Below are 15,025 nucleotides of genomic sequence, written 5' to 3' on the forward strand. Positions count from 1 at the left end.
CTGATTAGTTAGAAGCTTTTTGTTTTCTTTCACGCTTAAGTTTTTGCCGCCACTCTTTTGGAATATAAACGCAATACGGTTCACTTTCCATATAGTCTCCTGTTACATTGTATGCACGTGATCTTGATCCGCCGCAAACATGGCGAAATTCGCAGACACCACATTTTCCTTTATATTTATCCGGGTCACGAAGATTTTGGAACACCTCGGATTCACGATAAATTTCTGCCAATGGTGTTTGCCGGACATTACCAGCCTTGATTGGCAGGAGCCCGCTTGGTAACACATCACCGGTATGGGAAATAAACACAAATCCGTTTCCATCATTAACCCCTTTAGGCGCACGGCCAAGACCATCGATTTGCCCGGTTTTACCACTCATCAGTGCATCTTCATAGCGAATCACATCATCCGTATTTTTGTTTTCCCTTATTTTCCCTTGGATAACTACACGACGGTAATGTTGTGCTGCAGTTGTTTTTATATCAAATGGCACACGCTTCGAAAGTTTATACAGCCAGCGCAATACCTTTTCATGTTCTGCAGGAGATATCATGTCACTTTCCTTGCCCCTGCCTGTCGGTACAAGGAAAAATACACTCCACAGCACGCAGTTTAAGTTTTCTACCATTTCAGCCATTTCATCAAGGTAATCCACATTGTATCTCGAAATTACTGTATTAATCTGGAGCGGCATTTCCAGTTCATGCAAGTAATTAATCGCATTCATCGTCAAATCAAACGAGCCGGATGTCCCGCGAAAATGGTCATGAACTTCTGCACAATGACCATCAATAGAAAACGCCCATCTCGACAGTCCCACATCTTTTGCTTTTTGCATTGCCTCTTTTGTCACATTTGGTGTAGCGGATGGTGTCATCGAAACCCGGACACCTTTTTTCACTGCATAATCTGCAATATCAAAAACATCCGGACGCATCAGCGGATCCCCGCCTGTAAAAACAAGCATTGGGTTATTCATTTCATATATGTCATCGATTAGTTTTTTACCTTCTTCAAATGAAAGTTCCAGCGGGTGTCGATGGTACTGCGCCTCAGCCCTGCAATGGAGGCATTTCAATTCGCACGCACGTGTCAACTCCCAGATAACGATAAACGGATTTTCATTATAGTCTTGCGGAAACATGTGACCCCTCCTAAAAGTATCTTTCATCTTCAGTGTAATTTTTATCAACAATGCAGATTGTGATATTTTTCACTGGTTTGCAATTGACACAAAACAGACAAAAATAAGCCCCCTGACGAGAGGAGGCTCCTATTTATTATTTTTTACCGATTGATACTCGCCACAGTGATGGACCTTCTTCCAGGTACTCCCATGAAAATGTGTCTTCCCTTTCAATCATTAACTGATAATGGAGCGGTTTTGGGTTATGGTCATTTGTAAGCTCCATAAATTCTCCTGACTTTAACTCATCAAAAACTTCAAATATCCTCTGGTGCCGAATTCTTGGTTCTATCTCCGGTGCATGTATTTTTGCAGCAAACTGTGTATCATTCATACTCATTTCCTCCCTTGTTTGATATGCATCTATCATAATCACTATTTACATGGGGAGTTGTGAGCATAAACACCTTTTAACTATGATATTAATCACGCTCTCAAAAAACGTTCACAATTTTGATAAATTCCCAGTCAATAACGTGATAAAATGAAGTTGGAATTGTTCATACTTTATAACAGTGTTACCGCATACAAGCTTTTTAGGCAGTTAAGAAAGTATAAATACTTCCTTGCTGCACAAGTGCAACTATGGCTTTCACCATTAATGCTTAGTGACAAGCCAAGTTTTCTAAGTGAAAGGAGTATGTTGATGAATACGCAAACCATTCAGGAACAACTGCAGAAGGTTCCGCTTTTCAAGGATTTAACTGACTTTGAAATGGAACCGATTATTGAACTTGCAAAGCATCGCTTATACCGTCACGGCACACATATTTTCATGCAGGGTGATCCGTTGACTAACGTGTATTTTATCCAACAGGGAAAAGTCAAAATATATAAAACAGATTTTCATGGCAAAGAACAGATTGTAAATATCCTCCAGCCCGGCGATATGTTTCCGCATCAGGGATTTTTCAGACAGGATGACTGTCCGGCACATGCGGAGGTTTTGGAGGATGCCATTTTAATCTATATTCCCATCAAATCATTCGAAAACTTCCTGATAACACATCCTGAAATCTGTGTTAAGCTGTTTCGGGTGCTGGGTGATAGAATTATGGATTTACAGAACAGACTGGAAGAGAAAATTCTGCATAACACATATGAGCAAATCATCATGCTGCTTCTGCGTTTATCAAAAGATTACGGGAAAGAAACCGCTGATAAAATGATCAAAATCACGACACATTTTACGAACCGCGATCTTGCCAATATGATAGGCTCCAGCCGTGAAACTGTCAGCCGTACGCTTACTCAGCTGAAAAAACAGAACCTCATGAAAACCGACAAACATGGGTCGTTTATCCTGGACACTGAGGCATTGGAAGAGGAATTGTTTTGAATTCGGAGATCATCCTGAAGGGGCAGGATGATCTTTTTAGTTTCGGGCAGATATTTTTGTTCTCGGGTTGATATATTCCCTCTCCGGTCGATATTGTACTCCTTCTGCTGATGTTCTGCGCCTTCTGCCGATGTTGCGTCTCTTCTGCCGATGTTCCTCCCCTTCTGCCGATGTTGCGCCATTTCTGCCAATGGCCACTCTCCGGCCAGATGTTCACAACTCCTTAACTTCCAATCGATTTTTCCCTCATCAAATGTGACACAAGTCACTACTTCCTTAATTGAAAATCATTATCATATAGTTAGATTCAGATAAAAAATGAGGTGATCTTTATGAGCGAACAAGAAAACATTGTGGAAGTGGATGTGCGCGAAGACCTTCGTTTAAAAAAAGAACCATTCGATAAGATCATGGGAACAGTGAAAGAAATAAAAGATGGTGAAGCTTTTATCCTTCATGCACCATTTAACCCGCTCCCTTTACACAAAGTATTAAAACGAAAAGGATTTGAGCACGAGGTTGAAAAAATAGAGAAAAAACATTGGAAAGTAACCTACACAAAGAAGGAGAATGTTGCAAAATGATTATCGATAATCGCGGTCTGGAGCCGCCTCAGCCAATGATGCGCACACTTAAGGCATTGGATAAAATGAACAGCGGCGAATCGCTTTCCATCATTAATGATCGTCGTCCGATGTTTCTTTATGAAGAACTGGATGACCGGGGATATCTGCACGAAACAGAAGCGCAGGAGGATGGAAGCTACAAAATTACAATAACGAAATCTGGTGATTAATCATGACGCCTGGCGGAAGCCTTAAATCAGACACAAATATAAAACTGCCACTCTCATTCATTCTATATGCACTGGCAGCACTTGTCGTATCACAAATAATTCTTTTTCTGAATAATGATGTCCTGGCAATGGGACAATTCCGGATTCCTGATATTTGGATGGGGGCTCACTTTCTGCTTTTGGGATATGCTGTAATGATTGCAATGGGAGCAATGTACCAGCTTGTTCCTGTTGCCTTTCTCGCACCAATCTGGAACCAGACATTTGGCTTTATCCAGTTTTATGTAACGGCAATCGGTGTAACAGCTTTTGCCCTCCTGCTCGGGTTAGCGCCTGAGCACGCATTGTACGGAGGAATAGTTGCCATCATCGGAATCATCATGTTTGTGATTCAGATGGTAAATACCATTGCGAAGCAGCAAAATAAGAACAAAATGACCTTGTTCGTCCTTGGTGCCATCACATGCTTCTTTCTGACGATTGTCGCTGGTTTCCTGCTGGCATGGAATCTGACCATCGGGGGCATTGCCAACCATGGAGCGATTCTTTCATCACATATTGCACTTGGTATATCCGGCTGGTTCACCCTGCTGATCTTCGGATTTTCATACAAACTCGTGCCAATGTTCAGTCTGTCACATGGTTATACAATGAAGTGGGCAATACCGGCATTCATTACTTACGGGGCCGGGCTCCTTACATTGATTGGTTCATTCTGGGCCACCAGTGAAATTCTTCAGATAATCGGCTGGTTTTTACTTATGTCCGGATTTTTCTTTTTCGTTCTTGATATAAAAGAAATTCTGGCAAAACGAATCAAGAAAAAGCTGGACATACCGTTCTCATTTTCATTAACTGCCATTATGAACGGAATGGGTGTACACGTTCTCGCTTTCCTATTTAGTGTAAGCAGGGTTCAGGAAGCGTCCATTTGGGGCTGGCTTATCTTTTTATATGTTATGGGCTGGATTATTTTCAGTATTCTTGGCTATTTATATAAAATTGTTCCATTTCTGTGGTGGACCTACAAATTTTCCGAGAAAATCGGTAAAGAGAAAGTGCCTACCTTAAAAGAAATGATCAATGAAAAGCAGGCTGTTATTCTATTTACCCTTTTTGTCATCAGCGTTGTTGGACTGACTGGAAGCGGTCTATTGTATATCGGCATTTTAGTATTTATTTTTCAGGGATTGCTTGCTTTAACATCATTGTTTTATGCACTGTCTATCGTTCGTGTGTTATTTAAGTGAAACCGGAAAGGAGTTTAGCTCATGTCACTTGAAGGTAAAGTAGGAGCATCACTGTTTGAAGTAATTGACCCTGAACTTGGTGTTAATATTATGGATTTGGGACTCGTCTATGGGATTGCAGTAGACGTGGAAGACAATGTGAAAATTGTCATGACCCTGACCACTCCCGGATGTCCAATGCATGACAGTATAAAAACCGGTGTCATGCGTCGTGTCAGCAAGGTTGAGGGCGTTGGTAATGTACTTGTTGACATCGTTTGGGATCCGCCATGGTCACCTGTCAAAATGAGTGACCGGGCCAAAGAAATGCTTGGAATGGGATAATGAACATTAAATAAAGAGTGTCTCGCCGGGATATACAATCTCAGCAAGGCACTCTTAGTTATTTTAAAAAAACAGTTCTTTAACCACCACTAACCGGCGGGATAAATGCAACAACATCACCTTCATTTAAAACTGCATCCTCAGGCGCGTATTCTTCGTTAACTGCAATCATCGCATTATCCAGGTCATCCAACTTATATTCAGATTTTAGTTTATCTTTTAATCCACTTAACGAAACGCCGATAGCATCGATTGAAACCTTGTCACTCCCGACGGTTTCCCGCAACTCGGCAAAAAATAATACACTAATCATCACGCATCTCCTCCTCTGAAGGGATTTCCTTATGATACGATGTTTGTTCCTTCTGGTCCCCAATCCACTTTGTTCCGTCTTCCCAGAATTCTTTTTTCCAGATAGGAACGATTTCTTTAATCCGCTCAATTGCGTATCTGCTTGCCTCAAAAGAATCCTTGCGATGCGGAGTGGAAACAGCAATCACTACCGCAATCTCAGAAATATCCAGGTGACCGATACGATGGACAATTGCGGTTTCCGCATTGCCCCACTTTTCACGAATTTCCTCGCCGATTTGCTCCAGCTTTTTTTCAGCCATTGGAACATATGCCTGATATTCCAAGTGCAGTGTCCGTTTACCCTTAGTAAATTCGCGGACTGTTCCAATGAATGTATTCACTGCACCTGCCTCTCTCCGGACAACTTTATCAACACAATCATTTATCTGAATCGGCTTGTCGGTAATCCAAAACTTTTTACCCATCATAACACCTTCTTATGCAGTCAGCTAATTGAGGCAATGCTGCTTGAATATTATGTATTGCAAATGTGGGATAACCTGTGTCATCCGGTAATTCCTCGTCCCAGGAACCCACCGCAATGATATTAGTCAGGTCTTTAAGAAGCGATAATTCTTCTGCACTCTTCACCAAAACAATTTTAGGATAATCCGCCTGTTTATATCCCTCAATCAGCAGTAAATCAATTGGAAAAGATTGATAAATGCTAATTAATTCATCCAGCCTGAATGGCATATCAACAGTGAATTGGGTACTGTTTTCCCCCTGTACCCCGCTGATTATTGAACCGGATTCAAAGTGCCGGGAACTGTCCGTATTTTTCGGCCTATCAGGTTCACCGCCATGGCCATGATGTTTTAGTGAACCAACTCTGATATCCCGTGCAGAAAAATGGCGTATCAACTCGCTCATCACTGTAGTTTTTCCGGAATTTTTATACCCGACAATCTGACAAATCTGCATGCGGATCCTCCTGCATTTATACTAAAAAAAGGCCGATTCATTACATATGAATCAACCTCGTATTTTTAATCAATCTGGAATTCCCAGAGCAATTTTTGCATAGCGTGACATTTTATCTTTACCCCAAGGCGGATCCCATACGATATTGACTTCTGTTTCCTTTATTTCAGGAATATCGGCAGTGGCACGTTTTACGTCCTGCTCAATATGTCCAGCTAATGGGCAGCCCATTGCAGTCAGAGTCATTGTAACCGTACAAATGCCATCCTGGTCCAAATCAGCGTCATATATTAAGCCAAGATTAACAATGTCAATGCCTAACTCAGGGTCAATTACATTTTCAAGGGCGCCCATAATATTTTCTTTAAGAGCCTCATCCATGACCAAACCCTCCTTCTTTCTTCATATGTTTATTTAAACATATTTTTAGCTTTTTTGAAATGATTTGAATCACTTATTACAGATGTTTTTCAAACCACTTTATTGTCTCTAGGATTGCATACCTGCTTACCTTATGATCTCTGTTCGCTTCTTTTACAAAACGGATATTCTCCTGATTGTGATAATGGGGTTTTGCATCTTCGTAAAACGTGTATGAATGATCGAATGGAACAACCGCGTCATTTTCGCCATGCCAGAAAAAAAGTGGACGTTCTTCAAGCTTTTCAACTTGCTTTGATAAATCATAATGCTCCAGCTGTTCATATAAATGGTCAATCATTTCATCTGTTACAGGAAGATCTCCCATCTTTTTAAAACTGTCAACAAGCGTTTTTGCGTAAGTTGTAATTTTTGGGGATCCCATCAATACACCTGCTGTTTTAATCCATGGGAACTGTGTCAGTGCTGCAGCTGTAGTGATACCACCCATGCTTGTGCCGGCGATACCAAAACGTTCATCCTGAATCAGACCGTCTTCATCCAGCGCTTCTTTAATTACGTTTAACTCTTTAACATTCTGCATAACAATATCCCAAAAAGATATTTGCTTCTTTATGGCAGAAATTTCACTTTCACGCTGACCGTGATACAAACTGTCAGGAAGAACCACACGGTAGCCTTTTTCGGCCATTAAATAAGCAAACGGAAGATTATGCTCTTTAGCACTTGTAAACCCATGGAAATATGTAAGTGTTGGCAGTGCTTCATTTTCTTTCGTATGATCAACTACAACTAAAGCTGGTATGGATTGTATATTTTTGTGAAAAACTCCTATCATCTGCAATTCCCTCTCATTTTATTTATATTGGTTGTTATCGCATAAATTATTGCTATCTGACCCGCAGCCCGTAAACACTTCGCTCTCCGGGGGCGGCTGGTGAGCCCTCTTCGCGCTAACGCACTCAGTGGTCTCACCGATGCCTTCGCTCCCCCAGGAGTCTTCGTGTATACGGGCTGCTTATTTACATTTATTTCTTTCAAAACAACAGCCACTAGGAAAACCACTATTTCCATATATGTAATATGATATTATTAATTTTATGTAAATTGCAACCAACAGCCCAGATTATCCTTTACATATTAATGAATCACTTATACACTATTGTAATACGAGGTGAAAATTTATGGAAAATAATCGGCATTTAATTGCCCTGGATTTGGATGGAACACTTTTAACCGATGATAAACAAATCAGCCCACGTAACAAGCAAACGATTGAAAAAGCAATCGACGACGGTCATATCGTTGTCATTGCAACAGGGCGCCCGCACCGTGCGAGCATCGATTATTATCATACACTTGAGCTGGATACGCCAATGGTTAATTTTAATGGTGCACTTATTCATCATCCGGCAGATGACAAATGGGACGCACTCCACAACCCGATGCCAGTGAGAACAGCGTATAAAATAATTGATGCATGTTATGAGATTGGTGTAAATAATCTTTTGGCGGAAGTTAAGGATTATGTGTACCTTGATAAATATGACGAGAAAATCATCGACATTTTTCAGGCTACACAACAGGATCCTCCTTTCACAATTGGCAGTATTAAAAATGAGTTAAAGGAAGATCCAACATCGCTCCTAATTCATCCAAAAGAAGAACATATTAATGAGCTTCGAAATCATTTGGACGACTATCACGCTGAACTTATTGAGCATCGTAAATGGGGTGCTCCATGGAATATCATCGAAGTAGTCAGAAAAGGCATGAATAAAGCTGTCGGCCTCGAAAAAATTGCCCATTATTATCATATCCCACAGGAGCGAATTATTGCTTTCGGTGATGAAGATAACGATCTGGAAATGATTGACTTTGCAGGAGTCGGTGTTGCAATGGGCAACGGAATTGACGAACTCAAATCAATTGCCAATCATGTGACTGATACAAATGAACAGGATGGGATTGGTACCTTTCTTGAACAATACTTAAACCTCCAGGTAAAAGCAATCTAAAATTTTCCTTTTATATATTTCAGCTGATGAACCATACTAGTAGTGAACGCACCAAAAGCGTTCACTGCTTTTTTTGTTGTACTTCCAACTAAAGAAAAACGCACGCTTCGTGACGTTTTTCCAAGGAGGAATCACCGATGGGGAAACGCAGCAAGTCAAAACGCTTCAGCCAGCAAGGTGCTGATTCGGTTAAAAGACACGATGAACGGTTTCCTTACAGATCACGTTTTTCCGATGTCGAACGAAAACGTGAGGAAGCAGACAGCCATACAGTAGGAGGGTTTTAGGTGCCGAATAATTTATTTCAACAAGCCAAAAACGCCGTAAATAACTTTACTAATGCTCAAGGCAATGCAACTCAGCAGGATAAGCAGGCTGCGCAAAATGCTATTCAGGCTGCAAAAGCCGAGAGCAGTCCGGAAGAGCAGCAGCAACTGCAGCAACTTGAGCAGCAGTTAAGACAACACAACCAATTAAGCTAACCTCCAAAATAAACCAAACATGCACGTTAAAGATTTTCAGGTTCATCAATTTGATGAAACGGGATTATAGCGTGCACGTTCACCCTTATCATGAAAGTGATAAGGGTGTTTATTTCATGTCAGTTTTCTGCTAATATATAATTAAGTAGGTATATTTTAGGGAGGGAAATAAAAAATGGGAGTAAGAGCTGAAGCTACACCAAATCCAAACGCATTGAAGTTTTCGACGGACAAGCTTATTTTTGAAGGAGACAACAGTATTTCCGTAATGCCCGGCGATACAAGTGAACATGCAATTTTAAATGATCTGATGGAAGTTGAAGGTGTCGATAATGTCTTTGGCTATCAGAACTTCATTACGATAAATAAAATGTTTGATGTTGAGTGGGACGATCTTAAACCACGTGTTATTGAAGTATTTGAAAAATACGGCTATTAAGATGCGTACATACAAAAAGACAGCGCTGCAGCTGTCTTTTTTTATTATTGTTTATTTAGCCGATATTTTTGTTCATCTGCTGATGTATTGTTTCTTCTGCCGATGTTTTCGCTCATCTGCCGATATCCCCGCGTCCTTATCATCAGAAATGCAGTTACAACCTGTTACTCCGATTCCGCCGGCTGTTTCGCCAAATCAATTGGCACGTAGTTCTCATTAACAATTTCACCGTCCCCGTTTTTATCGTACAACGTCAATACGGGAACATCCTCACTATCAGAAGCTTCAAAATTACGTTCCAATTTTATTTCAAAACTTATCCCGCCATGTGCCTTCTTTTTAAGTTTAACTTTGCTTTCCTCAACCAACACGCTTTCGCCCTGTTCAAGTTTATAATAAAATGTATCGTCAGCAGCCTGGGCTTCACCCGTAACACGAATGTTATTTTCATTCACCTTAACGTCAATGTTGCTGAATTGTATTGCTGAACTTTCTGCGGATTCTTCATCAGCGCTGCCTTCCGATGCATCTTCCGCACCACATGCAGCCAAAAAAGCTGCGCATATTACCAAAATAAATAATTTCTTCAAGGTTCATTACTCCTTACCATATCATTAATCATCTCGTCTAAAGAAACCGAAAATACCTGTTGTTTGTACGATGTTCGTAAACGCATTTGGATCAACTTCCCCGATAATTCGTTCAAGGTCGTATAATTCATACCGCGTCACAACAAGGTACATCATATTTTTATCCTCTTTTGTATATGCCCCTTTTGCAGGCAGTATCGTAATGCCGCGAACCATTGTGTCATGGATAGCTTTTTGCAGTTCATCGGCTTTATGTGTAATAATCATTGCTGTAACTTTTTCATGACGGGTATGGATTGCATCAATCACACGTGTTGTAACATACAGCGTTAACAATGTATACAATGCATTTTCCGGTTCATAAAGGATACCGGCCATTGCGATAATGATAGCATTCAGTAGTAAAAAATATGTTCCGATTGGTCTATCTTTCATCCGTGATAACACCATGGCAACAATATCCATACCGCCTGTTGAAGCACCATGTTTAAGCGTAAGTCCTACACCGGTACCTCCAATAAGACCACCAAATACTGCATTTAAAATAATATCGTTAGACAAACTGATCACTGGCAGCGCCTCAAGAAAAATTGTAGTAATAATAACCGAAATAACACTATAAACCGTAAAACCCTTACCAACCTTAACCCAACCTAATATGGCGACCGGAATATTTAAAATAAATAATAGAATACCTGTACTGATGCCAATTCCAATAAAATCATTGAACACACTCGATAAAAGCTGTGCTGCACCTGTAAAGCCACTCGCATAAACGTTTGCTTCAATCAGGAAGAAATTCAGCGAGATTGCATTGAGTATGGCACCAAATACAACGATAATAATACGTCTTGCCTCGAACAAGAACATAGCTACCCTCCTAGACTGTCAACTCCAATAAATTTTCATTATTATTTTTAAAATTTCACAAATATACTTTGACTATCCTTCTTTATAGCCTTAAACTTAAATAAATACAACTATTTCATAGGAATGAAGGTGAAAAAAATGAATATTAAAATTCTCGCGGATTCAGCAAGTGATCTGTCAAAAAATCATTATAACGAATATGACATCGATATGGTACCATTAACGGTTCATTTAGACGAAAAAGATTATAAAGATGTGACAGAAATCGAACCGAAAACTGTTTACGATGGTATGCGTGAAGGAAAAGGCACGAAAACTTCCCAGGTATCCCCGCAAACTTTTAAAGCAATCTTCACATCATATGCTGAAGCAAATCAACCGTTAGTTTATCTGGCGTTTTCATCAGAGTTATCCGGTACATACCAAACAGCAAAAATGATGGAACAGGAAGTAAAAGAAACCTATCCCGATGCATCCATTGATGTTATTGACACAAAATGTGCATCAATTGGATATGGGCTTGTTGTCCTGAGAGCTGCAGAACTCGCCCGCAATGGTGCAACAAAAGATGAAATTATAGAAACCGCAACATACCATGCCAACCATATGGAACACATATTTACGGTTGACGATTTGGAATATCTGTACCGCGGCGGACGTGTCTCAAGAACTGCCGCATTTGTCGGGACGCTTCTGAAAATCAAACCAATTCTTCATGTGGAAGATGGAAAACTTGTCCCGCTGGAAAAAATCAGAGGCTCCAAAAAATTGCTTAACCGCATGCTGGAGATCATGGAAGAACGCGGAACTGATTTTAAAAACCAGACAATCGGCATCAGTCATGGTGATGATCTCGAATCAGCCCAAAAACTTGCTGACATGATTAAAGAAAAATTTGGCGCGCAGAACATTATGATTGAAATGGTCGGAGCGGTAATCGGAGCACATTCCGGCCCCGGCACACTTGCACTATTCTTCTTAAATAATGATTATAAATAATTTTATGAACTGATCCGGAACTTCCGGGTCAGTTTTTTTTGTAATAAACCCGTAACATTATACTGCCATGGTCGTCTAACAGTTTAAAGACGTTAAAAACACGGAGGTGAATCAATTATGAATAAGATATACTGGTGGATAGCCGGAATAAGTTTCATTGTAATAATAACCGTCACAGCTTTTTTCTTCTCAAACACAACAACAGCAAATATTCCGTCCAAATCCAGCTATGCACCTGCATTTAAAGATTGGTCCATTCATTTTTCCGAACCAATGAATCCGGAAACATTCACTAAAGACACGGTAACGGTAATGGACAACAACAACGAAAAACTGGATGTATCATTCGATTGGAATGACAAAAACACAGTATTGACATTACGAGCACCTGATGAAGGATACAATATTGACCATAGATATATGATAACCGTTTCCAATAAAGTTGAAACCACTGCAGGCAATCAATTGGACAAAACATTTACCCATTCGTTTACAGCTGTAGCAGAATTGCCGAACATAAAAGATAAAAAACAACTGATGACGCTGCTTAAAGAACGGATGGAACAACGTAAAAAATTGATGACGACTCAGAAAAACGACAGTGCCACATCAGAAGAAAGCTCTGTGGGAGATGGGGCTGCAATGGATACTGCCAGCAGCAGTGTAGAAGCATCCGCTACAAATGTCCAGGTGGCCGGAATCGATGAAGGAGATATGATCAAAACTGACGGTGACTATGTATATTTTTCAAGAGGATCTGATGTCGTAATAACCAGCGTGGAAAAAACGAACAGTCAGGTTGCAAGCACAATTTCTCCGGAAAATTTCCGGACAGAAGAACTTTATTTACAGAATAATTTACTGGTTATGATTGGACACACATCCAAACCAATCAGGAAAAAACAAACTGCAAAATCGGCTGACAGTGAACGTTTACCAATGCACCGGCCGCAAACTTCCGTGTTTATTTATGATGTTGAAGACCGCAAAAATCCTGAAAAAGTACGGGAGATCACATTTGAAGGATCACTTAATGCTTCCCGGTTAATGGATGGACATCTGTATTTAATAGCGAATCAGCATCCACCATTCCGTATCATGGAAGAAGGACTTGAAAATACGGATATCAGACCCTTTGTAAAGGATACAGCAGTCAGCAATAAGGCGAAGCCAATAAATTTTGATTCCATGTATTTTTTCCCGGAAAGTGACGATGAAAACTTTTTGCTGTTGGGATCAATCGACTTGAATAACCTGGATGAAAAGGTGAAAATCGAATCCTATCTTGGTGCTTCGAATCAAATGTATATGTCCAAAAATCATATTTATATTGCGGTAAATAAATATAACTATCAAAGCGGAAATGACAGTGACAGTACAGCAGAAATTGCTATCGCCAGACCGCCGGCAAATACCGAGATCAACCAGTTTAAAATTAACGATGGCAAAATAACGTATCATGCATCAGCAATTGTCAAAGGAACACTTATCAATCAGTTTGCCATGGATGAGCGTAATGGCATATTTCATGTCGCAACCACTAAGGGGAGTATGTGGAATGATGAACAGCCTTCCACAAACAATCTGTATACCTATGACTTACAAATGAATCCTGTTGGCGCCTTGGAAGGGCTCGCTGAAGGTGAGCGGATTTACAGTGTCCGTTTCATGGAAGAAGTTGCATACATGGTAACATTTAAACAGGTTGATCCGCTTTTCGTAATTGATTTAAAAAATCCAGAAAAGCCGACTGTTCGCGGCAAATTAAAAATACCTGGCTTCAGCAACTACCTCCATCCATTAGATGAAGACCATGTTATTGGATTTGGACAAAACACAAAGCTGGTTGAGACGGAACATAGCAAGGAACCGAGAGTGCGGATTGATGGCTTGAAAATATCTGTATTTGATGTAAGCGACCCAACCAAACCCAAGGAAGAATACAGTGAAATTATCGGCCGGGGACATTCCTATACCCAACTAAATCATGACCATAATGTCCTATACAATCATCCGGAAAAAAATCTATTTGGATTCCCTGCTACATTATTCGAAACGAAAACAGTTCAAAAAGGTGATGCAACATATGAAGAACCATCATTTGTTTTTGAAGGGGCATTTCTTTACAACATAACACCTGAAAACGGTATCGAAATAAAAGACACCATCACACATCAGCCGGACAAACAGCTTGAACACCCTGAATGGAAAGCCGAAGTGAAGCGGATGGTATCTGCCGGGAACACGCTGTACACATTTTCACTTGATCAAATGAAGGTTTATGATTTGCAGGAAGAAAGTGTTATGCAGACAGTGGATTTTCCGGAATTGAAGGAGAGGCACTTTTAATGCAGTTGTTCCAATATATACCAGAAGTTGAATAGATTCAAATAAATAACCCGTGTCACGTTGTAAAATGGCACGGGTTATTTATGTAAACGGTCTTCTTCGAGAGATATATTTCTTCTTCTCGAGATATATTTTTTCTTCTCGAGATATATTCTCTCTTCTTCATATATAAAATCAATTTTATATGTCCCTTCGATATCTCAAAGAAATGTAATCTTCTCCTTCAACATTACCGTAGGCTCTTTTTTCGTGCATGAAATGAAATCCTTTTGCTTCATAAAAAGGAATACCTTTACCATTTCCTTTTAGCACAGATACCCATTGCTCCTTAGCTCCTTTATTACGCTGTATATCTGTTAAGTGATTTAAAAGTTGGGTGCCTATTCCCTCTCTTCGGCGTTTGGGATCTAGATATAAAACATAGACTTCGCTTGTATCATTGTCGACCATACCTCCGCCAATAGCCCCTACAACGTTTCCGTCATCAAGCGCTACAAAATAACCATCCCAACCATCTGCTTCTTCTAATTCACGACGGATACGATCATGATTATAGAACACTTGATCATTTCTTCTTAAACTTTCCACACTTTTGATATGCCCAATTGCGTCATGTCTGCCTTCTATACAAACTCTGGAAATACCCTCCACATGTTCTGGCAATCCTCTTTTAACTTCAACCATACTGCACCCCGATTATTTCTTTATAGAATAGATGAGT

Annotated in this window: 21 protein-coding genes; 11 read left to right on the plus strand and 10 right to left on the minus strand. The window is 40.2% G+C overall.

Annotated elements, in window-relative coordinates; genetic code table 11:
* Positions 1–4: 4 nt before the first annotated feature.
* Both G6R02_RS12030 and G6R02_RS12035 read right to left on the minus strand, forming a co-directional pair.
* Positions 5–1,147, minus strand: coding sequence for a TIGR04053 family radical SAM/SPASM domain-containing protein (locus tag G6R02_RS12030; protein WP_164669484.1), 1,143 nt, complete (start codon positions 1,145–1,147; stop codon positions 5–7).
* Between the two features lie 136 nt (positions 1,148–1,283).
* The gene (locus G6R02_RS12035) at positions 1,284–1,523 is read right to left on the minus strand and encodes a DUF2249 domain-containing protein (protein WP_164669485.1); all 240 of its coding nucleotides are present in this window, start codon (positions 1,521–1,523) and stop codon (positions 1,284–1,286) included.
* A 312-nt stretch (positions 1,524–1,835) separates the two neighbouring features.
* Between G6R02_RS12035 and G6R02_RS12040 the strand changes: the two genes are divergently transcribed.
* From G6R02_RS12040 to G6R02_RS12060, 5 genes are all read left to right on the plus strand, one after another.
* The gene (locus tag G6R02_RS12040; RefSeq protein ID WP_164669486.1) at positions 1,836–2,528 is read left to right on the plus strand and encodes a Crp/Fnr family transcriptional regulator; all 693 of its coding nucleotides are present in this window, start codon (positions 1,836–1,838) and stop codon (positions 2,526–2,528) included.
* Positions 2,529–2,860: 332 nt separating this feature from the next.
* The gene (locus G6R02_RS12045; protein ID WP_164669487.1) at positions 2,861–3,112 is read left to right on the plus strand and encodes a DUF2249 domain-containing protein; all 252 of its coding nucleotides are present in this window, start codon (positions 2,861–2,863) and stop codon (positions 3,110–3,112) included.
* The gene (locus G6R02_RS12050) at positions 3,109–3,324 is read left to right on the plus strand and encodes a DUF2249 domain-containing protein (protein ID WP_164669488.1); all 216 of its coding nucleotides are present in this window, start codon (positions 3,109–3,111) and stop codon (positions 3,322–3,324) included. Before G6R02_RS12045 ends, G6R02_RS12050 begins: the two co-directional genes overlap by 4 nt.
* 2 nt (positions 3,325–3,326) lie before the next feature.
* Positions 3,327–4,574 (plus strand): hypothetical protein, encoded by a 1,248-nt coding sequence (locus tag G6R02_RS12055; protein WP_164669489.1) that lies wholly within the window; start codon positions 3,327–3,329, stop codon positions 4,572–4,574.
* Between the two features lie 21 nt (positions 4,575–4,595).
* Positions 4,596–4,898 carry a metal-sulfur cluster assembly factor gene (locus G6R02_RS12060; protein WP_164669490.1) on the plus strand — a complete coding sequence of 101 codons (303 nt, stop codon included), beginning with the start codon at positions 4,596–4,598 and terminating at the stop codon, positions 4,896–4,898.
* A 79-nt stretch (positions 4,899–4,977) separates the two neighbouring features.
* Here G6R02_RS12060 and moaD read toward each other — a convergent pair whose 3' ends face one another.
* The 5 genes from moaD to G6R02_RS12085 form a co-directional block, all read right to left on the minus strand.
* Positions 4,978–5,211, minus strand: coding sequence for a molybdopterin converting factor subunit 1 (gene moaD, locus G6R02_RS12065; protein ID WP_164669491.1), 234 nt, complete (start codon positions 5,209–5,211; stop codon positions 4,978–4,980).
* The gene (locus G6R02_RS12070) at positions 5,204–5,680 is read right to left on the minus strand and encodes a molybdenum cofactor biosynthesis protein MoaE (RefSeq protein WP_164669492.1); all 477 of its coding nucleotides are present in this window, start codon (positions 5,678–5,680) and stop codon (positions 5,204–5,206) included. The genes moaD and G6R02_RS12070 overlap by 8 nt, the downstream gene beginning before the upstream one ends.
* Positions 5,670–6,176: a molybdopterin-guanine dinucleotide biosynthesis protein B gene (gene mobB, locus G6R02_RS12075; RefSeq protein WP_164669493.1), complete on the minus strand. Its 507-nt coding sequence runs from the start codon at positions 6,174–6,176 to the stop codon at positions 5,670–5,672. Before mobB ends, G6R02_RS12070 begins: the two co-directional genes overlap by 11 nt.
* 69 nt (positions 6,177–6,245) lie before the next feature.
* Complete coding sequence (locus tag G6R02_RS12080) at positions 6,246–6,557, minus strand: metal-sulfur cluster assembly factor (RefSeq protein ID WP_164669494.1); 312 nt, start codon at positions 6,555–6,557, stop codon at positions 6,246–6,248.
* Positions 6,558–6,633: 76 nt separating this feature from the next.
* Entirely contained in the window at positions 6,634–7,395 is a 762-nt protein-coding gene (locus G6R02_RS12085) for a prolyl oligopeptidase family serine peptidase (RefSeq protein WP_164669495.1), read from the minus strand.
* A gap of 346 nt (positions 7,396–7,741) precedes the next feature.
* Between G6R02_RS12085 and G6R02_RS12090 the strand changes: the two genes are divergently transcribed.
* The 4 genes from G6R02_RS12090 (at position 7,742) to G6R02_RS12100 (ending at position 9,496) form a co-directional block, all read left to right on the plus strand.
* Positions 7,742–8,575 (plus strand): Cof-type HAD-IIB family hydrolase, encoded by an 834-nt coding sequence (locus G6R02_RS12090; RefSeq protein WP_164669496.1) that lies wholly within the window; start codon positions 7,742–7,744, stop codon positions 8,573–8,575.
* 137 nt (positions 8,576–8,712) lie between these two features.
* A complete protein-coding gene (locus G6R02_RS19955; protein WP_205520131.1) occupies positions 8,713–8,862 on the plus strand; it encodes a hypothetical protein in 150 nt (49 codons plus the stop codon).
* A complete protein-coding gene (locus G6R02_RS12095) occupies positions 8,863–9,057 on the plus strand; it encodes a DUF3813 family protein (RefSeq protein ID WP_164669497.1) in 195 nt (64 codons plus the stop codon). It abuts the gene before it with no gap.
* A 175-nt stretch (positions 9,058–9,232) separates the two neighbouring features.
* The gene (locus G6R02_RS12100) at positions 9,233–9,496 is read left to right on the plus strand and encodes a NifU N-terminal domain-containing protein (RefSeq protein ID WP_164669498.1); all 264 of its coding nucleotides are present in this window, start codon (positions 9,233–9,235) and stop codon (positions 9,494–9,496) included.
* A gap of 164 nt (positions 9,497–9,660) precedes the next feature.
* On the opposite strand, the gene G6R02_RS12105 is transcribed toward G6R02_RS12100, so the two are convergent.
* Positions 9,661–10,086, minus strand: coding sequence for a hypothetical protein (locus tag G6R02_RS12105; RefSeq protein WP_164669499.1), 426 nt, complete (start codon positions 10,084–10,086; stop codon positions 9,661–9,663).
* A 24-nt stretch (positions 10,087–10,110) separates the two neighbouring features.
* Positions 10,111–10,956 (minus strand): YitT family protein, encoded by an 846-nt coding sequence (locus tag G6R02_RS12110; RefSeq protein WP_164669500.1) that lies wholly within the window; start codon positions 10,954–10,956, stop codon positions 10,111–10,113.
* Between the two features lie 138 nt (positions 10,957–11,094).
* Between G6R02_RS12110 and G6R02_RS12115 the strand changes: the two genes are divergently transcribed.
* Both G6R02_RS12115 and G6R02_RS12120 read left to right on the plus strand, forming a co-directional pair.
* Positions 11,095–11,955: a DegV family protein gene (locus tag G6R02_RS12115; RefSeq protein WP_164669501.1), complete on the plus strand. Its 861-nt coding sequence runs from the start codon at positions 11,095–11,097 to the stop codon at positions 11,953–11,955.
* 117 nt (positions 11,956–12,072) lie between these two features.
* Positions 12,073–14,304, plus strand: a complete 2,232-nt coding sequence (locus G6R02_RS12120; protein ID WP_164669502.1) for a beta-propeller domain-containing protein — start codon at positions 12,073–12,075, stop codon at positions 14,302–14,304.
* Between the two features lie 180 nt (positions 14,305–14,484).
* Here G6R02_RS12120 and G6R02_RS12125 read toward each other — a convergent pair whose 3' ends face one another.
* Positions 14,485–14,988, minus strand: coding sequence for a GNAT family N-acetyltransferase (locus tag G6R02_RS12125; protein WP_164669503.1), 504 nt, complete (start codon positions 14,986–14,988; stop codon positions 14,485–14,487).
* Positions 14,989–15,025: the final 37 nt, after the last annotated feature.

The organism is Virgibacillus doumboii, assembly GCF_902806455.1.
Taxonomy (GTDB): domain Bacteria; phylum Bacillota; class Bacilli; order Bacillales; family Amphibacillaceae; genus Lentibacillus; species Lentibacillus doumboii.